General features: G+C 61.0%; 20 protein-coding genes. 8 read left to right on the plus strand and 12 right to left on the minus strand.

The window, feature by feature from the left end; all coding sequences use genetic code 11:
* The first annotated feature begins 62 nt into the window (after nucleotides 1-62).
* Nucleotides 63-512, plus strand: a complete 450-nt coding sequence (locus RTH74_RS00810; protein ID WP_017361528.1) for a universal stress protein — start codon at nucleotides 63-65, stop codon at nucleotides 510-512.
* Nucleotides 513-611: 99 nt separating this feature from the next.
* On the opposite strand, the gene RTH74_RS00815 is transcribed toward RTH74_RS00810, so the two are convergent.
* A complete protein-coding gene (locus RTH74_RS00815) occupies nucleotides 612-1,298 on the minus strand; it encodes a DUF6901 family protein (RefSeq protein WP_316913441.1) in 687 nt (228 codons plus the stop codon).
* Nucleotides 1,299-1,316: 18 nt separating this feature from the next.
* Entirely contained in the window at nucleotides 1,317-3,242 is a 1,926-nt protein-coding gene (locus RTH74_RS00820; protein WP_316913442.1) for an ATP-binding cassette domain-containing protein, read from the minus strand.
* Between the two features lie 236 nt (nucleotides 3,243-3,478).
* On the opposite strand from RTH74_RS00820, the gene RTH74_RS00825 reads away from it, so the two are divergent.
* Complete coding sequence (locus tag RTH74_RS00825; RefSeq protein ID WP_316913443.1) at nucleotides 3,479-5,410, plus strand: transglycosylase SLT domain-containing protein; 1,932 nt, start codon at nucleotides 3,479-3,481, stop codon at nucleotides 5,408-5,410.
* A gap of 139 nt (nucleotides 5,411-5,549) precedes the next feature.
* Here RTH74_RS00825 and RTH74_RS00830 read toward each other — a convergent pair whose 3' ends face one another.
* The 3 genes from RTH74_RS00830 to yegS form a co-directional block, all read right to left on the minus strand.
* The gene (locus RTH74_RS00830; protein ID WP_316913444.1) at nucleotides 5,550-6,356 is read right to left on the minus strand and encodes an MOSC domain-containing protein; all 807 of its coding nucleotides are present in this window, start codon (nucleotides 6,354-6,356) and stop codon (nucleotides 5,550-5,552) included.
* 151 nt (nucleotides 6,357-6,507) lie between these two features.
* Nucleotides 6,508-7,440, minus strand: coding sequence for a chemotaxis protein CheV (locus RTH74_RS00835; protein ID WP_099526458.1), 933 nt, complete (start codon nucleotides 7,438-7,440; stop codon nucleotides 6,508-6,510).
* 92 nt (nucleotides 7,441-7,532) lie between these two features.
* The gene (yegS, locus tag RTH74_RS00840; protein ID WP_316913445.1) at nucleotides 7,533-8,450 is read right to left on the minus strand and encodes a lipid kinase YegS; all 918 of its coding nucleotides are present in this window, start codon (nucleotides 8,448-8,450) and stop codon (nucleotides 7,533-7,535) included.
* A 176-nt stretch (nucleotides 8,451-8,626) separates the two neighbouring features.
* On the opposite strand from yegS, the gene RTH74_RS00845 reads away from it, so the two are divergent.
* Nucleotides 8,627-9,325: a pirin family protein gene (locus RTH74_RS00845; RefSeq protein WP_179545318.1), complete on the plus strand. Its 699-nt coding sequence runs from the start codon at nucleotides 8,627-8,629 to the stop codon at nucleotides 9,323-9,325.
* 137 nt (nucleotides 9,326-9,462) lie between these two features.
* Here the strand turns inward: RTH74_RS00845 and RTH74_RS00850 are convergent, their stop codons facing one another.
* From RTH74_RS00850 to RTH74_RS00860, 3 genes are all read right to left on the minus strand, one after another.
* Nucleotides 9,463-11,022: an FGGY-family carbohydrate kinase gene (locus RTH74_RS00850; RefSeq protein ID WP_316913446.1), complete on the minus strand. Its 1,560-nt coding sequence runs from the start codon at nucleotides 11,020-11,022 to the stop codon at nucleotides 9,463-9,465.
* Nucleotides 11,023-11,140: 118 nt separating this feature from the next.
* Nucleotides 11,141-12,721, minus strand: a complete 1,581-nt coding sequence (locus RTH74_RS00855; protein ID WP_316913447.1) for a glycerol-3-phosphate dehydrogenase/oxidase — start codon at nucleotides 12,719-12,721, stop codon at nucleotides 11,141-11,143.
* A gap of 2 nt (nucleotides 12,722-12,723) precedes the next feature.
* Nucleotides 12,724-14,319, minus strand: a complete 1,596-nt coding sequence (locus RTH74_RS00860) for an FAD-binding oxidoreductase (protein ID WP_316913448.1) — start codon at nucleotides 14,317-14,319, stop codon at nucleotides 12,724-12,726.
* Between the two features lie 125 nt (nucleotides 14,320-14,444).
* On the opposite strand from RTH74_RS00860, the gene RTH74_RS00865 reads away from it, so the two are divergent.
* Nucleotides 14,445-15,479 (plus strand): AraC family transcriptional regulator, encoded by a 1,035-nt coding sequence (locus RTH74_RS00865; RefSeq protein ID WP_169969659.1) that lies wholly within the window; start codon nucleotides 14,445-14,447, stop codon nucleotides 15,477-15,479.
* Here the strand turns inward: RTH74_RS00865 and RTH74_RS00870 are convergent.
* From RTH74_RS00870 to RTH74_RS00885, 4 genes are read right to left on the minus strand one after another with little or no spacing between them, the layout of a single operon-like run.
* Nucleotides 15,476-16,075 carry a DoxX family protein gene (locus RTH74_RS00870; RefSeq protein ID WP_316913449.1) on the minus strand — a complete coding sequence of 200 codons (600 nt, stop codon included), beginning with the start codon at nucleotides 16,073-16,075 and terminating at the stop codon, nucleotides 15,476-15,478. The genes RTH74_RS00865 and RTH74_RS00870 overlap by 4 nt on opposite strands.
* Before the next feature lie 4 nt (nucleotides 16,076-16,079).
* A complete protein-coding gene (locus tag RTH74_RS00875; RefSeq protein ID WP_316913450.1) occupies nucleotides 16,080-16,790 on the minus strand; it encodes a putative DNA-binding domain-containing protein in 711 nt (236 codons plus the stop codon).
* A complete protein-coding gene (locus RTH74_RS00880) occupies nucleotides 16,787-17,629 on the minus strand; it encodes a DUF692 domain-containing protein (RefSeq protein ID WP_316913451.1) in 843 nt (280 codons plus the stop codon). The genes RTH74_RS00875 and RTH74_RS00880 overlap by 4 nt, the downstream gene beginning before the upstream one ends.
* A gap of 20 nt (nucleotides 17,630-17,649) precedes the next feature.
* On the minus strand, nucleotides 17,650-17,943 hold the full coding sequence (locus RTH74_RS00885; RefSeq protein WP_112210593.1) for a hypothetical protein: 294 nt from the start codon (nucleotides 17,941-17,943) through the stop codon (nucleotides 17,650-17,652).
* A 1,035-nt stretch (nucleotides 17,944-18,978) separates the two neighbouring features.
* Here RTH74_RS00885 and RTH74_RS00890 point away from each other — a divergent pair.
* From RTH74_RS00890 to RTH74_RS00905, 4 genes are all read left to right on the plus strand, one after another.
* Nucleotides 18,979-19,374, plus strand: coding sequence for a hypothetical protein (locus tag RTH74_RS00890; protein ID WP_316913452.1), 396 nt, complete (start codon nucleotides 18,979-18,981; stop codon nucleotides 19,372-19,374).
* 66 nt (nucleotides 19,375-19,440) lie between these two features.
* A complete protein-coding gene (locus RTH74_RS00895; RefSeq protein WP_316913453.1) occupies nucleotides 19,441-19,884 on the plus strand; it encodes a hypothetical protein in 444 nt (147 codons plus the stop codon).
* Between the two features lie 209 nt (nucleotides 19,885-20,093).
* Nucleotides 20,094-20,270, plus strand: a complete 177-nt coding sequence (locus tag RTH74_RS00900; protein WP_316913454.1) for a hypothetical protein — start codon at nucleotides 20,094-20,096, stop codon at nucleotides 20,268-20,270.
* Nucleotides 20,271-20,287: 17 nt separating this feature from the next.
* Nucleotides 20,288-20,779, plus strand: coding sequence for a hypothetical protein (locus RTH74_RS00905; RefSeq protein WP_316913455.1), 492 nt, complete (start codon nucleotides 20,288-20,290; stop codon nucleotides 20,777-20,779).
* The last annotated feature ends 45 nt before the right edge of the window (nucleotides 20,780-20,824 follow it).

Consider the following 20,824-nt stretch of genomic DNA (forward strand, 5'->3'; position numbering starts at 1 on the left):
TGCCCCACACAATGGGGCCATACTTGATACAGAGCCATTTGCCCCCTTGAGGAGAACTCACCATGCCCTACCAGCACATTCTGGTCGCCGTCGACCTGACCGAGGAATGCGACCCTGTAGTGGTACGCGCGCAGAAACTGGCGCAGGCCAGTGGCGCCAAGATGTCCCTGGTGCATATCGTCGAACCGATGGCCATGGCCTTTGGTGGTGACGTACCGATGGACCTGTCGATGCTGCAGCAACAGCAGTTCGAGCAGGCCCGCGAGCGCCTGGACAGCTTTACTGGCAAGTATCCCGAACTGACCGCGGACCAGCGCCATCTGGCTTATGGCCAACCGCGCCAGGAAATTCACCGCCTGGCCGAAGAACAGGGTTGCGATCTGATCGTGGTTGGCAGCCATGGCCGCCACGGCCTGGCTCTGCTGCTGGGTTCCACCGCCAATGACGTACTGCATGGCGCGCCCTGCGATGTGCTCGCAGTGCGCCTGAAGAAAGGCGAAAAAGGCGCTTAAGTGTAGGGTGCGCCATGCGCACCAGATGCAGCACTGACGGCATCGAGACCTTTTGCAACTGTGGTGCGCGCAGCGCACCCTACGCAGGCCATAGTTGCCTTAATCGAACGACTCGCCCGCGCTCATAACCAGCGGGCGAATCTTCTGCAGCTGGGTTTCCAGCGACACCGTCATGCTCGATGACATCGAGAAGAAGGTCAGGAAGGCCTTGAGGTTGGAGTCGCCTTCGCAGGTGTCGTGAATACGCTGCCAGAAGGCCTGGTTGACCAGTTTCAGTTGCTGGAACAGGCGCACCAGCCCCTTCAGCTCCCAATCGGCCAGACGCCCCTCGCGCATATTGAAGTACTGCCGCGACAGATACAGCGATACCGCACGCAGGATGAATTCCTGATTGTTGGCAAACGGCAGATGGTGCTGCGCCATCGGCTTCAGGCGCGCCAGCACTGGGCAGGCGCTGGTGGCCATGATCACCCCGAGCAGCGCACGCAGGCCCTCTTCCAAGCCGACGTGCTTGGTGTACTCACGCTCCGGCGTGCGCACCCAGACGCTGGCCTTCTTGAACGCTGGCAGACCACGAAAATCCTCGATCACCCGATGCAGATCGACCGCTGCCGGACAATGGCTGAACTGGTCGCGACTCAATGGGCAATTGCTGCACTGCTGATGTTCAAGGCGCGTCCAGGCGGGAGCCTGTTGCGCCTGAATGGGGTCATATTCGCGATTCAGCTCGATCCGATAGCTGAACTGATGATTGTCGTCGAGAGTAATGCGGTACTCGATGGCCATTGCCCGTTCGTTCCTTCGTCAGCCTTCCAGCTCTGCCCAGCGCTCGAGCAACGCGTCCATTTCCGTCTGCAAGCGCTCGAGACGCGCCAATACTTCCGTGGTGATCTGCACCGGCTGCTGATAGAAGGCAGGATCGGATACCTGCTCCTGTACCGCAGCCATTTCCTGCTCCAGAGCATCGATCTGCCCGGGAATCGCTTCCAGCTCGCGCTGCAGCTTGTAGCTTAGTTTCTTCTTCGCAGGCTCTACGCTCTCTTGAGCGGGAGTCACTGCGGCCGGGGTCGGCGCCTCGACGATGGCCGTGGCCAGCTCGGCCTTGCCGGACTTGCTTTCACCCACGCCGAGCAAACGCGGCGAGCCGCCCTGGCGCAGCCAATCCTGATAGCCACCAACGTACTCGCGCACCTTGCCTTCGCCCTCGAATACCAGGGTGCTGGTCACGACGTTATCGAGGAAGGCACGATCGTGGCTGACCATCAGCACGGTGCCAGGGAAGTTGAGCAGCACTTCTTCGAGCAGTTCCAGGGTTTCTACGTCCAGATCGTTGGTCGGTTCGTCCAGCACCAAAAGGTTGGCCGGCTTGCTGAACAACTTGGCGAGCAACAGTCGTGCCCGTTCGCCACCTGATAGTGCTTTTACAGGGGTACGAGCACGTTGCGGACTGAACAGGAAGTCGCCCAGATAGCTCAGCACATGGCGGTTCTGGCCATCGATAGTGATGAAGTCGCGCCCCTCGGCAACGTTGTCGATCACCGTCTTTTCCGGTTCGAGCTGGTGACGTAATTGGTCGAAATACGCCACTTCCAGTTTGGTGCCGACCTCGATCTTGCCACTGCTCGGTTGCAGGTCGCTGAGCAGCAGCTTGAGCAGGGTCGTCTTGCCGGTACCGTTGGCGCCAAGCAGACCGATACGGTCACCGCGCTGCAGGACCATGGAGAAATCCTTGACCAGGAAGGGACCGCCGGCGTGAGCGAAACTGACGCTCTCCGCCACCATCACCTGCTTGCCGGACTTGTCCGCCGTATCGAGCTGGATATTCGCCTTGCCCTGGCGTTCGCGGCGCTCGCTACGTTCCGCACGCATCGCCTTGAGCGCACGCACGCGCCCCTCGTTACGGGTACGGCGGGCCTTGATGCCCTGGCGAATCCACACCTCTTCTTGGGCCAGGCGCTTGTCGAACAGCGCGTTGGCGGTTTCCTCGGCAGCCAGTTGCTGCTCCTTGTGTACCAGGAAGCTGGCGTAGTCGCCGTTCCAGTCAATCAGGCCGCCACGATCCAGTTCGAGGATGCGCGTAGCCAGGTTCTGCAGGAAGGAGCGGTCGTGGGTAATGAACAGCACGGCGCCGCCAAAGTCTTTCAGCGCCTCTTCCAGCCAGGCGATGGCGCCGATGTCCAGGTGGTTGGTGGGTTCGTCGAGCAGCAGCAGATCCGGCTCGGACACGAGCGCCTGGGCCAGCAGCACGCGACGGCGCCAGCCGCCAGAGAGTTCGGCCAGGGTCTTGTCCGCCGGCAGCTGCAGGCGGCTCAGGGTGCTGTCGACCAGCTGCTGCAGACGCCAGCCATCTTTGGCTTCCAGCTCCTGCTGCACGTGCATCAGTTGCTCGAGGTCGTCATCGCCCTGGATGTTCTGCGCCAGGTGGTGATAACGCGCCAGCAACTCGCCAACACCGGCCAGGCCTTCGGCGACCACATCGAACACCGTGCGCTCGTCGGCGCGCGGCAGCTCCTGCGGCAGCTCGCCAATCTTCAGCCCAGGTGCACGCCAGATTTCACCGTCATCCGGCATCTGGTCACCCTTGACCAGGCGCAGCATGCTCGATTTGCCCGTACCGTTGCGGCCGATGATGCACACTCGCTCACCCCGCGCGATCTGCCAGGACACTCCGTCGAGCAGGGGCATGGCGCCATAGGCGAGGGATACGTCGGCAAACTTGAGCAGGGTCATGGGCATCTCCAGAAACAGGCGGCGCATTCTACCCGAGTTACAGGTTGGCTGTGGCCGTTTCCACCCCAGCAGCGGGCACCTCGGCAAACACTCGCAATAGCACTGCGCCATGCATTTTTTCTGCATGTGTCCATCTGGCGCGACGGCATTCACCACGCCCCGCTGAAGCGCTAAGCTAAGGGCATGCAACGATATGGAACCTGTTGCCCCATTCTCTGCTTGCCCCTGGAAATGCCATGCGCGGTCGCCTTCTTTCTGTAGTTTCCTGCCTGATTTTCACCACCACTGCTGGCCTGGCCAGTGCCGAAGCCGCCACTCTGGCGCAGCAGCGCCAGTACTACGATGAAGCCAAGCGCGCCCTGGCCAAGGGCGACAGTGGCCCCTATCGCCAGTACGCCAGCGCTCTGCGCGACTACCCGCTGACGCCATATCTGGCCTATGACGAGCTGACCAACCGTCTGCGATCAGCGAGCAATGCGGAAATAGAAAAGTTTCTTGCCGAACATGGTGACCTGCCTCAGGCCAGCTGGATGAAGCTGCGCTGGCTGCGCGCGCTGGCCGAGCGTGGAGACTGGAAGCCCTTCCTCGATCACTACGATGCCAAGCTCAACTTCACTGAACTGGATTGCCTGTATGGCCAGTACCAGCTCAGCCACGGCCTGACTGCCGAAGGCAACGCTACCGCCGAGAAGCTCTGGCTGGTGGGCAAATCCCAGCCCAACGCCTGTGATCCGCTGTTCGAACGCTGGGCCGCCAATGGCCAGCTCACCGAACAGCGCCGCTGGCAGCGCACCAAACTGGCGGTAGAAAGCGGCAACTACGGCTTGGCCAACTTCCTGATTAAGGGCATGCCAACGCTTGGCGAGCGCGGCAAGCTGATGGTCGAGGTCGCACAGAAACCGCAACTGCTGAAAAACACCGCGCGTTTCGCTCCAGCCGATGACGCCATGAGCGACGTAGTCGGCCTCGGCCTGCGCCGCCTGGCCCGGCAGAACCCCGAAGACGCCCTGGCCCTGCTCGACGGCTACGCCCAGCGTATGAAGTTCTCCTCGGACGAGCAGGTCGCCATCGCCCGCCAGATCGGTCTGCGCCTGGCACAACGCTTCGACCTGCGCGGCCTGCAAGTCATGGCCAAGTACGACCCGCAACTGCGTGACAACACCGTCAGCGAATGGCGCGCGCGCCTGCTGCTGCGTCACGGCCGCTGGGAAGAAGCCTATGAGCTGACCCAGAAGATGCCGTCCGATCTGGCCAGCAGCAACCGCTGGCGCTACTGGAACGCGCGCAGCCTGCAACTGGCGCAACCCAACAGCCATCAACCGGAAGTACTGTTTCAGGCCCTGGCCAAGGAGCGCGACTTTTACGGTTTCATGGCCGCCGATCAGGTCAAGGCACCTTACTCGTTGAACAACCAGCCGCTGGCACTCGACCCGAAGGTGATGCAGAAGGTACGCAACACTGCCGGTATCAAGCGCGCCATGGAATTCCATGCACGCGGCCAGATCGTCGATGGTCGCCGCGAGTGGTATCACGTCAGCCGCCTGTTCAGCCGCGATGAACTGGTGGCTCAGGCGCGCCTGGCCTACGAAATGGAGTGGTACTTCCCGGCCATCCGCACCATCAGCCAGGCCCAGTACTGGGACGACCTGGAAGTGCGCTTCCCCATGGCTCACCGCAACGAACTGGTGCGTGAAGCCAAGCGCCGCGATCTGCATTCGAGTTGGGTGTTCGCCATCACCCGCCAGGAAAGCGCCTTCATGGCCGACGCCCGCTCCCACGCCGGCGCCATGGGCCTGATGCAACTGATGCCGGGCACTGCCAAGGAAACCGCACGCAAGTTCGGCATCCCCTTGGCATCGCCGCAACAGGCGCTCAACCCGGACACCAACATCCAGTTGGGCGCCGCCTATCTGAGCCAGGTATATGGTCAGTTCAATGGCAACCGCGTACTCGCCTCGGCCGCCTACAACGCCGGGCCCGGCCGCGTACGCCAGTGGCTGCGCGGCGCCAATCACCTCAGTTATGACGTCTGGGTGGAGAACATCCCGTTCGACGAGACCCGCCAGTACGTGCAGAACGTGCTGTCCTACTCGGTGATCTACGGCCAGAAGCTCAACGCACCGCACCCCCTGGTGGCATGGAACGAGCGCTTCTTTGAGGATCAGTAAAACAAAAGCCCCGATCGGACTGGGTGTCTGATCGGGGCTCGCTGCTCCGTACGCCTGGGCCGGACCGCGCTTCGGCTCAGTGCCGCGTGAGCCTCAGCCCAGCGACCGTAAGCAGATCACGCAGCGCGCATGGCGCACCCTACTCCAGAATTTCAATCGGCATACCGATCTGTAGCTCACCCACACCTCGTGGCAAAAGGTTCTGCCCGAAGTACACATCGCCATCGCGTTCCCGGTAGGTCTTGAGCGTGGCCAGCGGCTCACGCTGGGCGTTGCGCTCGCCGGTCTGTGGGTCGATGGTGGTGAGGATGCAACGCGAGCAGCCCTTGGCCACGTCGAACTCCACCTCGCCAATACGGATGCGCTTCCAGCTGTCTTCGGCGTAAGGCTCACTGCCGGTGACGACCAGATTGGGGCGAAAACGCAGCATCGACAGCGATTGCCCGACGCGCTGAGAAAGATCGTCCAGCGACGCCTGGCCGATCAGCAGCAGTGGGAAACCGTCGGCAAAGGCCACGCGATCGCCCGGTTGCGCATAGGCGGTATCGACTTGGCGAGTGCGGCCTTCCGGCACCTGCACCAGGCGACAAGACTTACCCAGCATATCGCTGACCCAGACAGCCGCTGCATCGCCCGCATCCGGCACGCGCAGGCTGTCACGCCAGACGATGACGCCACGCAAGTCCTGCTCGGGATCGGGCAACGCCACGGACAGATCCTCACGCCCCGGCGCACTCAGAGTCAGCCCGCCGCGCGCATCGTACAGAGCGCTCAGCTGACTCATCTGCGGTAGCAGGCGTTGGGTGATGAAGCGGCCGTTGTCGGCATCGACCAGCATCCAACGCCGATCACCCTGCAGGCCGAGACCGTCGACCGCACTGCGCTTCAACACTTCGCCGCGGCCGGACTTGAGCGGATAACGGTACAGCCCCGAGAGACTCAGCATGGGTCAGTTTCCTGTTGGCAAAACGCCGTTATACGAGGTGACGGCGATGCTCACAAGCAACAAAACTCGGGAAATTTTGCAGATCAGTAACGCTCGCTCGGGCACCAGCGGCCATCGACGCTCGGCGGGTTGTACCCGCCCTCCAGCGACTTTAGCGGGGCTCGTCCAACTCGAGGCGTTGACGTACCACGTCGACGAGCTTGTCCGGCTGGAATTTGGAGAGGAAGTTGTCGCAACCGACCTTCTTCACCATCGCCTCGTTGAAGCTGCCGGACAGCGACGTGTGCAGCACGACGTAGAGGTCCTTCAGACGCGGATCGTTGCGAATCTCGCTGGTCAGGCGGTAGCCGTCCATCTCCGGCATTTCGGCATCGGTGAAGATCATCAGCAGCTTGTCGGTCATCACTTCGCCGCTATCCGCCCACTTCTTCAGCAGGTTCAGGGCTTTCAGACCATCGCCCGCCATGTGCAGGCGCATGCCCAGTTGGGTCAGGGTATCGCGCAGCTGGCTCAGCGCCACGCTGGAGTCGTCCACCAGCAGCACTTCACGACCGCGCGCCTTCTCCAGCAACGGATCGGCAAGTTTTTCTTCGGAGACCTTGGTGCTCATCGGCACGATCTCGGCCAGCACCTTTTCCACGTCGATGACCTCGACGATCTGCTCGTCGACCTTGGTGATCGCGGTCAGGTAATGCTGACGACCGGCGCCACCGGGCGGCGGCTGGATCGACTCCCAATTGAGGTTGAGGATGCGATCGACGCTGCCGACCAGGAAGGCCTGCACCGAACGGTTGTACTCGGTGACGATGATGGTACTGCGCTCATCCGGCACCAGCGGACGCATGCCGATGGCCTGGGACAGATCGATCACCGGCAGGGTCTGGCCACGCAAGTTGACCACACCGCAGACGAAGCGGTGACGCTGCGGCATCAGCGTCAGCTTGGGCATCTGCAGGACTTCCTGCACCTTGAACACGTTGATGGCAAACAACTGCCGACCGGCCAGGCGGAACATGAGGATTTCCAGGCGGTTCTCGCCGACCAATTGCGTGCGTTGATCTACTGAATCGAGGATGCCAGCCATCATGCGCTCCGAGGTATATAGATTGAGTCTAGTCTGCCGTTCGGGTTATCGGCGAACTGCCGGCATACTGAAGCCTTGCTGGCGCGCCGCCATCATGCCTCAGCCCCAGGCGCCTGACCAGCGAGCAAAGGCGAATGCCGGGGTAGATGCAGACGCAGCGCGCCAGGTTGTGCGCTGAAGCGCAAACGCTTGCTTTCCATCGGCTCGCCATCGAGGTTCAAATCCAGCCCTTCCTGCGCCTCCACCTCCAGCCAGGGCAGCCGCGCGCTGACCGCGACGCTCTGCACACCATGCATGCCGCCCGAGAGCAACGTGCCCAGGGTGCTCACCACATCCTGCGCGGCAGGAACAATGCAGACGTCCAGCAAGCCGTCGTCAATGGTCGCGTCGGGACAGAGCAAATGACCGCCACCGGCCTGGCGTCCGTTACCGATGCCCAATGCCAGAAATTCGCCCTGCCACTCGAAGTCCGGCCCGTGAAACCGACCGGCGGCCGCGCGCACTTCGGAAAAGCGGCTGAGCCCGGTGAGCAGATAGGCGGCGCCACCGAGGACCTTCTTGAGTTCCTCCGGCGTGTTGGCGGTGATGTTGGAGCCGAAACCGCCCGTGGCCATATTGAGGAAAGCACGTTCACCGGCCATGCCCACGTCAACGGCGACCGGCTCGACCTCCAGCAGCGCCAGCGCGGCAGCCGGCGTCAGCGGTATGCCTGCAGCGTGGGCGAAATCATTGGCCGTGCCCAGCGGCAGCAGAGCCAGGCTCGCATCGCCCTGCGCCTTGACCAGCGCTTCGACCACATCACGCAGGGTGCCATCACCGCCACCAGCAATCAGCGTCGGGTAACCAGCAGCCAGCCCTTCCTCGACCAGCCGCTCGGCGTCCCCGCCTTCCCAAGTCAGGCGCACGGCCAAATCCCAGCCACGCTCACGCAGGCCGCTCACGGCCGTCCTCACCTCTTCGTTCAACGCCTGCTTGCCATGCAGGATCAACCAGGCTTTGCGTTCGCGCATTGCACTGCTCCTTGAGGGAATCAGCGAAAGCCTAGTGCCTGGCCTTCGCGAAAATTAATCAAATTAATAGATATTAAAGCCGTAAATATTGCGCTTTTAAATCGATTAAACGGAATAGATCATAGCGCCATCGACGTTGCGCGGGACTCACCTCGCGCACGACTGGAGGATTGACCATGATCGATGTACGTCCGTTCGAACAACTCGGTGGTGCTCATCACGGCTGGCTCAACGCCCGTCACCACTTTTCCTTCGCCGAATACTACGACGCCGAGCGGATGAACTGGGGCCGCCTGCGCGTGTGGAACGACGACGAGATCGCTCCGCACTCGGGCTTTCCGCCGCACCCACATCGCGACATGGAGATCATCACCTACGTTCGCGAAGGTGCCATCAGCCATGAGGACAACCTGGGCAACAAGGGCCGTACCGAAGCAGGCGACGTGCAGGTAATGAGTGCCGGTACCGGTATCGCTCACAGCGAGTACAACCTGGAGGATGAAACCACCAAGATCTTCCAGATCTGGATTCAGCCGAACCAGGCTGGCCTGCCGCCCTCCTGGGGCGCCAAGCCTTTCCCGAAAGGCGACCGCTCAGGATCGTTCGTCACCCTGGCCAGCGGTTACGAGGAGGATGTCGATGCATTGCGTATCCGCACCGACGCACGCCTGGTGGCCGCCACGGTCAAGGCCGGACAGAGCGCCGAGTACGCCCTGCAGCCGGGTCGCAAGGCCTATCTGGTGGGCGCAACGGGTGCCTTCAGCGTCAACGGCGTGAACGTCAAGGCACGTGATGGCGTGGCCGTCGCCGATGAAGCGTTGATCCGCATCGAGGCGCAGGAAGACAGCGAGATCGTGCTGGTGGATGTCGCCTGATGCACACACCATCGCCCTCCACTTCGGAGGGCGACTGGTTTCTGTAGGAGGGGCCGGGCGGCGCTCCGCTTTAGCCGCGACCTGGGTATTGCTCGGTCGCGGCTAAAGCCCCTCCCACAATGTTCATCAACTTCAGCCTACGCCGGATAGCCGGTGATCTTGCGAATGCGCTGGTACAGCGGCTTGAGCTGGCGGTACATGCGCTGATAGACCTGCGCGTAGAGCTGCTGGTAAACGTGCTGGGCCTCCGGGTTCGGCTGAAACACCTGACCAACCCGAGTCATGGCGGCGATGGCGCTCGGGTAATCCGGGTGCAAGCCCAGACCTACCGCGCAGTTGATCGCAGCCCCCAGCCCGCTGGTTTCGTAGAGGTGCGGTCGCTCTGCCGGCAAGCCGAAGATATCGGCGGTCAGCTGCATCGCAGCATCGCTCTGCGAACCACCACCGGACACACGCAGGCGCTCGATACGGGTGCCGGAGCGCTTTTCGATACGTTCCTTGCCCTGACGCAGCGCATAGGCCAGCCCCTCCAGAATCGCCCGATACAGATGCGCACGGGTATGCACATCGCCAAAACCGATGATCGAGCCCTTGGCCTCCAGCCCTGGCTCACGGATGCCTGGCGTCCAGTACGGCTGCAACATCAGACCCATTGAGCCGGGCGGTACGGCGTTGACCAACTCGTCGAACAGCGCCTCGGGCGACACGCCCAGCGCCTCGGCACGCTGCATTTCGCGCAGGCCAAATTCGCGCTTGAACCAGCTGACCATCCAGAAGCCGCGATAGATCATCACCTCGGTGTTGAAGTGATCCGGCAGCGCTGCCGGATAGGGCGGAATCAGGCGTACGGTTTCCAGGTAACGGCTGCGTGTGGTGTTGATGGTCGCCGTGGTGCCATAGGACAGGCACGCCGTGCTAGGCTCCAGCGCACCGGAACCCAGCACCTCGCAGGCCTTGTCAGCCCCAGCAGCAATCAGCGGCAGGCCTTCCGGAATACCGGTATGGCGGCTGGCCTCGGCGCTGATCTGACCCAGTCGTTCCCCCGGCTTGAACAGCTCGGGCAGTTGCTCACGGCGCACCTTCAGCGCTTGCCACTTCCAGTCGCCGGGCGCAGCCCAACGCAGGCGCTTGTAGTCGAACGGCAGGTAAGCCACGCAACTGCTGGTGGAATCGACGAAGCGGCCACACAGGCGATGGGTGAGAAAACCCGAGAGCAACAGCACCTTGTGCGTGCGCGCCGCTATCTCCGGCTGGTGCTGGGCGACCCAGTTGACCTCGGCCTGGCCACGAAAGTGATCGACCGCCTCTTCGGCGCGCACCAGCTTGAATAGCCAGCCCCACAGGCCCTTGATCCGCCCGACCACCTCGGCACGACGCTGATCGAGCCAGAGAATCGCCGGGCGCAGGGGTGTGCCCTGCTCGTCAACATGAATGATGCTGCCGCGCTGGGTGGTGACGGCAACGCCCTTGATCTGGCTGCGGTCGATAGTCACCTGCTGCCACAGCTGGCGGCAGGCCTCGCCGAGACTGGCCCAGTAATACTCGGGGTCCTGCTCGGCCCAGCCTGGCTGGCTGGAGAAATAGGGGTCGAGCTCGACCTTGCCCTTGGCCAGCAGATTGCCCTGAGTATCGAACAGCAACGCCCGGACGCTCTGGGTGCCGTTGTCGATGCTCAGCAGGTAGCTTGGTTCGCTCAAGGTGTGACCTCTGCTTGGAATGCACGGTATTGCTGTAGGAGCGAGCTCTGCTCGCGAACGGGGGTGGCGCAAAAGTTTCGCGAGCAGAGCTCGCTCCTACGGATATTTGGCAACGTCATCATTCAGCACCCGGCAAGCTATAGCAGCGTTGCCACAGAGCCAGATAATCCGTCTCTTCCTGCTGCCAGCGCGCATCGTTCCAGCCCAGCCTTGGTTGGCACAGCGCGCGGATACGTGGCAGCTCGGCGCGGCCGCCTTCAGCCAGCAACAGGCCCAGGCGCGTGCGCCTTAACAGCAGATCGTCCAGATGCAGCACCAGCTCGCCTTCGGCAGCCCAAGCCAGTTCGGCCCACAAGGTATCGGTACCGACGACGCAATCAGCGCCGATTTCGTCGATCAAACGCAGTACCTCACCCAACTGACGACCATGGCGCCCAGCCAGGCGACGTTGCTGCGCCGGGCTCAAGGTCGGCACCGGTGTCGGCGTATTCGCAGCGAAGACCGCGCCACCCTGATCGTCCACCGCTTTGCCGACGAATCCGGCACAGGCACGCAGTACCTCCAGCGCCAGCAGGCGGAAGGTGGTCAGCTTGCCGCCGGCCAGGGTCACGCTGCCCGGCTCGATCCACAGCGCATGCTCGCGCTTCTCGTCGGAGGGTTTCAGTGCGCCGCCACCATCGCTCACCACAGGGCGCACGCCCGCCCAGGTCGACAGCACGTCGGCGCGGCTCACCTGCGCAGTCGGGAACTGCTGAGCACAGGCGGCCAGCAGGTAATCGACCTCCTCGGCGCTGATGGCCGCTTCATGATCGAGCTCGTCAGCATGATCCAGATCGGTGGTGCCGATCACCGTTGCGCCTTCCCAGGGGAAGACGAACACCGGCCGGCCATCGGCCGAGTGCATAAAGCTGAAGGCATGCGCCACCGGCAGGCGCCAGCTAGGCAGCAGCAGGTGGCTACCGCGCAGCGGACGGATGCGACCATTGCCAGGCTGACGCAGGCGATCGGCCCAGGCACCAGTGGCTTGCGCCGCGGCGCGGCTGCGTAGGCGGTATTGCTCGCCCGTTTCCACATCCTCGGCGAGCACACCGACTACCTGCCCTGCCTCGCGCAACAACTCGACCACGCGCATACCATTGAGCGCCTCGCCGCCTTCGGCACGCGCCTCGCCCAGCACGCGCTGCACCAGGCGGGCATCGTCGGTCACCGCATCGAAGAAACGTGTGCCACCGAGCAGACCGTCCTCGCGAATGCCTGGCGCCAGGTAACGCAGCTGCTGCAGCGGATAGAACAGATGATTGCGCTTGCCGGCCAGGGCGTCGTACAGGCTAAGCAGGCCGCCAAAGACCTTCGGCCCGGGAAAACCACCGCGGTAATGCGGCATGACGAAGCTGAGCGGCTCCACCAGCCCCGGCGCCTCGCCGAGCAGGCGCTGGCGCTCGCGTACCGAGTCGCGGGTCAGCCCCAGTTGGCCTTTGGCGACGTAGCGCAAGCCGCCGTGCACCATCTTCGAAGAACGACTGGAGGTGCCCCAGGCGAAGTCGCGCTGCTCCAGCAACAGGCAATGCCAGCCGCGCCGTGCGGCCTCACGCAGGATACCGGCGCCGCAGATGCCGCCGCCGATCACCAGCAGATCCCAGTCGCGCGCGGCCAGTTCAGGCAGCGCGCGCGTGCGCCAGGTGGCGTTCCAGGGCTCCATGCTCAGTCCTGCAGCAACACGCCAGGCGCCAGGCGCTGGTCGGGGTCGAAATGCGTGGCCAGGCTGCGCAGCGTGGCCATGCCCAGCTCGCCCTTCTCTGCTACCAGATAAGGTGCGTGGTCACGACCGACGCCGTGCTGGTGGCTGATGGTGCCGCGATTCTCGGCGATGGTGCGGCTGGCCGCTGCTTTCAAGCGCTGCCAGCGCGCCATAGCCTCGGCGTAATCGGCGCCGGGGCGGAATACGTAGGTGGTGTAGATGCTCGAACCTTCGCCGTAGACGTGCGACAGATGGGTGAAGACGTGCACCCGCTCGCCCTCGTCGGTCAGCTCGTCACGTAGACTGGCCTCGACCTTATTCAGCAGGTTGTCGACGTTGGACCAGTCAGTGGCGGTTTCCAAAGTGTCCACCAGGTAACCGCGCTCCCACAGACCATGACGCAGGTAAGGGAAGCGAAAGCGGTTCTGCTCCCACTTCTTGCCCAACAGGGTGCCGGTAAATACCCCACCAAAACCTTTCAGCAAGCGCCGCGCCTGTTTCAGCGAGGCGGCGTTCTGCACCCGACTGCCGGTGACGCCGAAGGTCAGCATGCACTTGCCGTCGCGGGCGCCGCGCAGGGCCATGTATTTCTCCAGCAGCGCGATCTGCTGCGGGTGACCGGCCAGTGCCAGTTGGGTACGGGTTTCGATGGCGTTGGACAGGCGCAGCATGGACAGCGGCACGCGCGCCTGGGCCAGGCTGCGGATGGCGCTCAGCGCCTGCTGCCAGTTGGGCAGGAACACCGCGTAGAAACGCTCCTGCTCGGCCAGGCGACTGATGCGCACGCGCACTTCGGAGATCACCCCGAAGCGCCCTTCCGAGCCCATCACCAGCTCGCGCAGGTCTGGCCCGGCGGCCGAGGCCGGGAAGGTTGGAATTTCCAAGGTACCGGCGAAAGTTTCCAGCTTGCCGCCGGCGAACAGTTGCTCGATCCGCCCGTAGCGCAGCGACTGCTGGCCGCTGGAACGGCTGGCGACCCAGCCGCCGAGGGTCGACAGCTCCCAGGACTGCGGAAAGTGGCCCAGCGTATAGCCACGCGCACGCAGCTGGCTTTCTACCTGCGGCCCATTGGCGCCGGGGCCGAAGGTGGCGATCAGGCTGTCCTCGTCGATATCCAGCAGGCGCGTCATGCGCTCCAGCGACAGGGTCAGCACCGGGCGCTGGCCGGCTTGCGGGTTGATGTGGCCGGCCACCGAGGTGCCGCCGCCATAGGGGATCAGGGTGACGTCATGCTGTTGCGCCCAGGCCAGCAGCTCGCGGATCTGCTCGGCGCTTTCCGGGCAGGCGACGCCATCGGGAAACAGGCCGAAGTCACCGGAGCGCATCGCCAGCCAGTCCGGCAGGCTCTGGCCACGGGCATGGCGCACGCGCACTTCGGCATCGACGCTGATCAGTGGATGCGGCGCCAGGCGCGACGCCGGCACGCGCGCCAGCACATCCTCCAGGCTGGCATCGGCCAAACGCTGGCCCGGCCCAACCAGTTCGGCGAGAAAGGCCTCGCCATGAGCCGGCAGTTCCACTTCGGTCGCTTCGTCACCCCATCCGTTCCAGCGTCGCATCGCATCCCCCATTCCGATCAGCACTTATGGCTGCCTATACTAGCCAGCCGCCGATTTCCGTCACTGTCGAATCGGGACAGGCGCTATCGCCAATCAAGACAGGCATCGCAGAACAAGAAGAATCCATGGAAAACCTCGGCTATACCTCGGTTCCCGCCCTACTCAAGTACCTGCGCCAGGCCGAACAGCTCGGCCTGGACATCGACCGCGCCCTGGCCGCTGCCGGCATTGCCGCGCAGGACCTGGCCGACAATGGCAAGCGCATGCCCAGCGAGGTACACGAGCGCCTGCTGGCGCATCTGATCGAGGTATCCGGCGATCCCCTGTTCGGTCTGCACTCGGCGCGTTTCGTCCAGCCCGGCTCGTGGAGCGTGCTTGGCTACATCGCCATGAACTGCGCCACCCTGGGCGAGGCCATGGGCCGCATCGTGCCCTACGAGAAACTGGTGGGCGACATGGGCACCAGCCGTATCGAGGCGGCTGAGGATCACGTGCGGCTGATCTGGAGCTGTCGCCATCAGGCGCCGGACGTGCGCCGCCATATGGTCGAGAACGTGCTCGCCTCCTGGCTGCTGTACGCCCGCTGGATCGCCGACTCCGAACATTCGCCGCGTGAGGTGTGGTTCGAGCATGCGCAACCGGCAGGCACCGAACTGAAGGAATACCAGCAGCTGTTCGGCTGCCCGGTGCGGTTCGAACAAAGCTGCAACGCCCTGCTGGTGCCGCTGGATTACCTTGGCGTGCCGCTGCGCCAGGCAGACGCCAACCTGCTGCGCACGTTGGAAGAACACGCCCTGACCCTGATGGCCGGGCTGGACGACAACGAACCGCTACCGCGCCGGGTGAAGAACGCCCTGCGCCTGCTGCTCAAGGACGGCCTGCCGCGCAAGGAACGGGTGGCAGAGAAGTTCGACATGACCGTGCGCACCCTGCAGCGCCATCTGCAGCAGGCCGGCACCAGCTACCAGCAGATTCTCGACGAGCTGCGCCAGGAGCTGGCCGAGCACTACCTGCTGCGCAGCGACCTGGCGATCCAGGACATCGCCTGCTACCTCGGTTTCACCGAGTCACGATCATTCCACCGCAGTTTCAAGAGCTGGACCGGGCAGACGCCGGGCGAGTTTCGCGAAAGCCGGCGCCGGGATAACCCGCTGGGTTAGCGGGAAATTCGGAAACGCCGCGCGAGCCAGTAATCGACGCTCAACCAGCGCCCTGCCCCGCTGAAGAACAACGCCACCAGCATCACCAGGTAGGTGGCGGCGAACTCGATGCCATTGTTCAGCACCACGAACTTGCCGCTGCCGGTCAGCCAGTCGTAATTGCCGTGCTCACGCAGAATCGCCCGCGCCCGTTCGATCTTCTCCGCCGCCGCCAGCACGCGCTCGTTGGCAAAGGGCGCGGATGGGTCGGCAATTGCTTGCCAGCCATAGGGCCAGTGCACGGCGAAGATCGCCACCAGCATGGTGATGATCAGCGGAATGCTGATCCAGCGCACAGCAAAGCCGAACAACAGCAGAATGGCGCCACCAGCCTCGGTCAGCGCCGCCGCCCAAGCCAGCAGTTCGGGAAACGGTAGGCCCAGGCCCCAGTCGGGGTTACCGAACCAGGCAGCAGTGGCGTCGATATCGGACAGTTTCTGCATGCCGGCCATCCAGAACACCGGCACCAGATACAGACGCAGCAACAGCGGGCCGAGAAAATCCAGGCGCCGGGTAGCCTCCAGCGCGTCCTGGAAGCGATTGAGCAAAGTGATCATGTGGTCAGTCCTCGGGATGCGGAAACCAGATATCGCGCGCCTGCCAGTCATCCAGCAGCGCGCGGGCGTTAGCGAAATAGTTGCGATCAGCGGCCAGGCCATGGGCCGTGGCCAACTCCAGCTGCGCCTGCACAGGCGGCTCGCCGGCCTGCAGCCGCAGCGCCAGCTGATAGGCGAACGGCGCCAGTTGCATGAAGCGCACCTGATCCTGGCGATCACGCCACACCAGCAGGCAGGTCGGCTCGGCCGGCGGCTGCGTAGGGCAGTGATCGGCACCGATCATCTGCACCGGCCAGCGATAGGCCAACGGCCAGGCCAATGGCGACCAACCGCGCTCGGGCAACTGCGCATCGCTGACATCCAGCGCCAGCTCAACCCACTCGTAGTGCGCCAGCTCCAGCATGAACGCAGGGTCATCAGGCTCGACGCGATAACCCCGCTGCAGCCAGGCAATGAACTCCTGACTGATCTCTAGAAAGTACGGCGTGCTCGCCTGATGCTCGGTGAAGAACGCCCGCAGCAACCGCTGCCAGCGCTCGGCCCCAAGAACCCCGCGCAGCACCGGAAAGGCGCCGCCGACCAGGCTGGCGACGTTATTGAAGAACAGCTCCTCGTAGACCGCCATGCGCTCGGCCGTGATGCCCGGCAGCAAGGCCTGCACCTCAGGCTGGCGAATACGTGCAGCAAAGTCGCGCTGCAATTGCACGCTGCTCATGTGCCGTACCTGCTGAGCGGTTGCGCAGCCTGCTGCAGGCTGCGGATATGCGCCAGCTCGGCATACAGCTCGGCCAGCGGCGGGAAGTTGAAGTCGCGTTCCAGCAGCGTCGGGCGCACGCCATGCTGCGCGTAAGCGCCGCTCAGCAGTACCCATACCGGGTCGATCACCGGCGCACCGTGGGTGTCGATCTTCAGGTCTGCCGCCTGGTCGTAATGACCGGCGACGTGCAGATAGGCGATGCGCTCACTGGGCATCGCGGCGATGTAGGCTTCGGCATCGAAGCCGAAGTTCAGGCTGTTGACGTAGACATTGTTGACGTCCAGCAGCAGCTGGCAGTCTGCACGCTCCAGCACGGCGCGAACGAAATCCGCCTCATCCAGCTCACCGGGCAGACGCGCGTAGGCCGAGACGTTCTCGATGATCAGCGGCCGCTCCAGCACGTCCTGCACGATGCGCACGCGTTCGGCGATGCGTGCCACCGACTCGTCGGAAAATGGTAGCGGCATCAGGTCATACAGCTGGCCGTCGTCGGCACAGGCCGACAGATGTTCACTGTAGGCCAGCACGCCATGTGCGTCGAGAAAGCCTTTGATGGCGTACAGCAACTCCAGGTTCAGCGGCGCGAAGCCGCCGAGGTTGAGGGACAGACCATGGCACAGCAACGGCCGGCGTTCGCTCAGGGCGCGCAACTGCTTGCCCAGCCGGCCACCGACACCGATCCAGTTCTCCGGCGCCACTTCGAGAAAGTCGGCGCCGCTGGCCTCATCGCCGATCAGCTCAGCGAGCAGTCCGCGACGCAGGCCGAGACCTGCGCCGGTGAGGTTTACGAGGTGCATGATCCGCCCTCCCCTCGCCCTTACTCGCTCTTCTCGCCGCCGCACTTGCCTTCGCCACATTTACCCTCGGCATCGGCCTTCTTCTCGGCACCACACTTGCCCTCGCCGCACTTGCCTTCCTTGTCGGCTTTCATCTCGCCACCGCATTTTCCTTCGCCACAAGAACCTTCCTGCGCCTTCTCGGCAGCGGCCAGGCTGTAGCCGCTGGCCAGTTCCTGCGCAGCGAAGGGGTTGCTCGCGGCATGGGCAGTGAACGCCATGGAAGTCAGCAGCGCAGCGCCCAGGGTGGCAGTCAGGGTATTGAGTTGTTTCATGGCATATCTCCATCAGTTTCGAATACGACGCCAGGTTGGCGCCCTCGCAGCAATTGACGAGGCAGAGATGCGGGCGTTACAGCGGGCGAAAAAAGTTTTTCGCAGCCCGGATGAAATCCGGGAGCGCTTTGCCCGCTACTAGTCGCGGCTACGACTGCATGGATGCAGGAGGTAGAGCGAAGCAGGATGCCAGAGCCGAAAGCCCCTCCCACAGGCACAGGAACATCCACCACACCGTGGGAGGCGCTTCAGCGGCGAGGTTTTCGATAGCCAGTAGCCCGAACAGCCACCCAAACAGTGGATGAAAAAGCGTCACCCACACTACGCGCTGCAGCTCGGTGTCGAGCGTTGATTTCGACACGGTCTCTCACGCGCCTTGCACCTTTCCAGTGCCTTTGTGTATATCTGCCCAGTAGTAATGAAAGCGTGGAATGTGGAGGTCAAGCGAATACGTGCTGGCGCATGCTTCACGCTCTAAGTCATTGAAAGGTTTAAATTTCTCTGAATTGAAAACTGCCATTTTTCGGAGTTATACCGCCTTCCATGCTATTGGATTAGTACGGAAGACTATCTAATCACTGTTAGGTTTACTCATGATATTTTCGACGTTAACTATATCTGGTTTTCTCCCAAGCCTAATCGCTCTTGGTGCCACAGCTATTGTTTGGAAACGTATAAATAGCCGATTTCTATTTTTTATCATCGCCGTCTTAATATCATTCGGCATTAGGCATTTTACTTCGTTTGCATCTGCAATACATCAAGCCATTCTATGGCAAAGCCAGGTACCATTTTATGACTATTTATCAATCTATAATTATCAAGAAAGCATAACGATCATTGCCCAAATAATAGTAACCCCCATAATTCTTTGGCGCTTGTATTTGACAATGCATCAAGTCAAACACCATAAGCAAAGCAAATGAATATTTTTTTGAAATCACCCAGCAACCTAACTAGTGGTTCAAACCGTTCGCTTCGCTCACTGGGACGGGCTAAAGCCCGCCCCTTAACCAAACGTTAGGTAACTCACTCATGAAGGCGGAGCAATTCACCTCCGAGAAAATCGCTCTGGCCTTTCCAGAAATGAAGAACTTGAGCGACGAGTCGATTGAAAGAAACCCGTATATATTTGAGTCACTATCTGCCTGTGAGGCCGTTGAGCTAATTCCTGCATACATGGTATATGCGCTGAAAAACCTAAGGAGCAACCCTGGCTCCATGGTTTACTTGCAGCTAATTACCACAATAAACAACTACAGCAAGTGTAAAAATCCCGGAGACACCCATGCCGGACTGTGGTTTATTCTCTCAGTCCACCAAAAGAAAGCTATGCTAGCCTTCTTGGGCCACTTGGCACACAACCAGCCTGCGAATATTGACGCTCACGAACTAAATAAAATAATTAAAAGGTGGCAATCCGTTACCTAACAACAGGTTCAAATCGCTCGCTTCGCTCACTGGGACGGGCTAAAGCCCGCCCCTTAACCAAACGTTATGCGTGATCATATGATTAAACACCTTGCAACCTTAATCCTCGCCATAGTTTTGTCCGGGTGCTCATTTTTAGTTGATGTTATTTTATTTAACAACAGCAGCTCAAGCATCAAGGTATGCAGCCTGAACCATTCAAATCAACGCTGCCAAATCATTGAGCCAAAATCATCTGGCAAGTTACTGCTAGCCGCAGACAGGCAAATCAATTCTTGGAGCTACAGCATCAAAACATTAGCTAAAGATGATATTTATAATTTCGCATTCGAGCCATACCCAGCACAGGCATCAAATATATACTGCCAAGGCTTCTTCACGAGAAAGTGTGACATTCCACTTCAATATGAAAATGGCGGCCAAATTTACTGGGTAGGAAAGAACCAGGAGCTTCCTACTAAAAGCTTCCCAAACCAACCGCCAGGCTTCCCTGTTGCGCCAGACGCATAACAAATGGTTCAAGCCGCTCGCTTCGCTCACTCGGGACCAGCTAAAGCCGGCCCCTTAACCAAACGTTAGGCAAACTCCAAATGGCGTTCCACATTCTTATTGAGAAACTCAGCGAAACGGATAGTGAGGCCACATTCCGTTTTTACGACTCAGCCTTCCCTAACGAGGATGGTGAGCTCCGTCTAGACAAACAGACGGAATCGATTTCCATGACCAAAGACACCAGAGAAGTTTTCTTTGCCAGGGCGGCACGAAAGGTAGGAGGAAAAAAGGGGACAGATTTATTTATGGCGCAGTACTATCGATCTAAAAATAATCTATCCCCTTTTCGAAAAATTAATGACACCACCCCCATTGATGCTCAAAGCATTAACACAAGGTTATAATTATGAATAGATTTTTCATGCCATTATTGATCTTCATGATGTCCTTAGCTGGCTGCACTAGCGCACCACCTGAGCCAGCCGATATACAGCCGCACCTGAACGAGCTGCCAGTTTTAGCAATATATTACGACGACATTGAAGAGCCTGTTGGATATGGAAAATATCAAGCTTTTTTGTTTCTTCTGCCAAATGATCAATTTGTAATATTGCGCAACAGGGACAATGTTGAAATATTTCTATCCAACCTCGCCAATTTAGAAGCAGAATATCCGCCCACAAAAGAACCCATTAAGTTCACAAGGAATGGGAGTTTAATTTCAGGACAAAGAATATTTGACCATTTGAAAACCGATGGATTTGTGCCGCACATCTACTACACAAAGTATGAAGGAGAATTCCAAGGCGACACCCTTCATCTTAGATCGCTATCTGGCCGGGTTTATCCAGACGGGCAAGAGAAAAAGGGCGAGAATATTACATGGGATTTTCGCAAGCTAAGAGAATATTGAAATTACTTTTCAAATACCATGACACCAGCAAGTAGCCTGGGTAGA

This window comes from Pseudomonas sp. zfem001, assembly GCF_032621725.1.
Classification (GTDB): Bacteria; Pseudomonadota; Gammaproteobacteria; order Pseudomonadales; family Pseudomonadaceae; genus Aquipseudomonas; species Aquipseudomonas sediminis.

What these genes read in the sequence shown, in the direction of transcription:
- RTH74_RS00875 (WP_316913450.1), bottom strand. Translation starts at nt 16,790, where the DNA reads ATGAGCAGCGTGCAATTGCAGCGCGACTTTGCTGCACGTATTCGCCAG.
- RTH74_RS00905 (WP_316913455.1), top strand. Translation starts at nt 20,288, where the DNA reads ATGCCATTATTGATCTTCATGATGTCCTTAGCTGGCTGCACTAGCGCA.
- RTH74_RS00900 (WP_316913454.1), top strand. Translation starts at nt 20,094, where the DNA reads ATGACCAAAGACACCAGAGAAGTTTTCTTTGCCAGGGCGGCACGAAAG.
- RTH74_RS00825 (WP_316913443.1), top strand. Translation starts at nt 3,479, where the DNA reads ATGCGCGGTCGCCTTCTTTCTGTAGTTTCCTGCCTGATTTTCACCACC.
- RTH74_RS00880 (WP_316913451.1), bottom strand. Translation starts at nt 17,629, where the DNA reads ATGCACCTCGTAAACCTCACCGGCGCAGGTCTCGGCCTGCGTCGCGGA.
- RTH74_RS00865 (WP_169969659.1), top strand. Translation starts at nt 14,445, where the DNA reads ATGGAAAACCTCGGCTATACCTCGGTTCCCGCCCTACTCAAGTACCTG.
- RTH74_RS00855 (WP_316913447.1), bottom strand. Translation starts at nt 12,721, where the DNA reads ATGGAGCCCTGGAACGCCACCTGGCGCACGCGCGCGCTGCCTGAACTG.
- RTH74_RS00830 (WP_316913444.1), bottom strand. Translation starts at nt 6,356, where the DNA reads ATGCTGAGTCTCTCGGGGCTGTACCGTTATCCGCTCAAGTCCGGCCGC.
- RTH74_RS00845 (WP_179545318.1), top strand. Translation starts at nt 8,627, where the DNA reads ATGATCGATGTACGTCCGTTCGAACAACTCGGTGGTGCTCATCACGGC.
- RTH74_RS00820 (WP_316913442.1), bottom strand. Translation starts at nt 3,242, where the DNA reads ATGACCCTGCTCAAGTTTGCCGACGTATCCCTCGCCTATGGCGCCATG.
- RTH74_RS00835 (WP_099526458.1), bottom strand. Translation starts at nt 7,440, where the DNA reads ATGGCTGGCATCCTCGATTCAGTAGATCAACGCACGCAATTGGTCGGC.
- RTH74_RS00860 (WP_316913448.1), bottom strand. Translation starts at nt 14,319, where the DNA reads ATGCGACGCTGGAACGGATGGGGTGACGAAGCGACCGAAGTGGAACTG.
- RTH74_RS00870 (WP_316913449.1), bottom strand. Translation starts at nt 16,075, where the DNA reads ATGATCACTTTGCTCAATCGCTTCCAGGACGCGCTGGAGGCTACCCGG.
- yegS (WP_316913445.1), bottom strand. Translation starts at nt 8,450, where the DNA reads ATGCGCGAACGCAAAGCCTGGTTGATCCTGCATGGCAAGCAGGCGTTG.
- RTH74_RS00885 (WP_112210593.1), bottom strand. Translation starts at nt 17,943, where the DNA reads ATGAAACAACTCAATACCCTGACTGCCACCCTGGGCGCTGCGCTGCTG.
- RTH74_RS00810 (WP_017361528.1), top strand. Translation starts at nt 63, where the DNA reads ATGCCCTACCAGCACATTCTGGTCGCCGTCGACCTGACCGAGGAATGC.
- RTH74_RS00890 (WP_316913452.1), top strand. Translation starts at nt 18,979, where the DNA reads ATGAAGGCGGAGCAATTCACCTCCGAGAAAATCGCTCTGGCCTTTCCA.
- RTH74_RS00895 (WP_316913453.1), top strand. Translation starts at nt 19,441, where the DNA reads ATGCGTGATCATATGATTAAACACCTTGCAACCTTAATCCTCGCCATA.
- RTH74_RS00815 (WP_316913441.1), bottom strand. Translation starts at nt 1,298, where the DNA reads ATGGCCATCGAGTACCGCATTACTCTCGACGACAATCATCAGTTCAGC.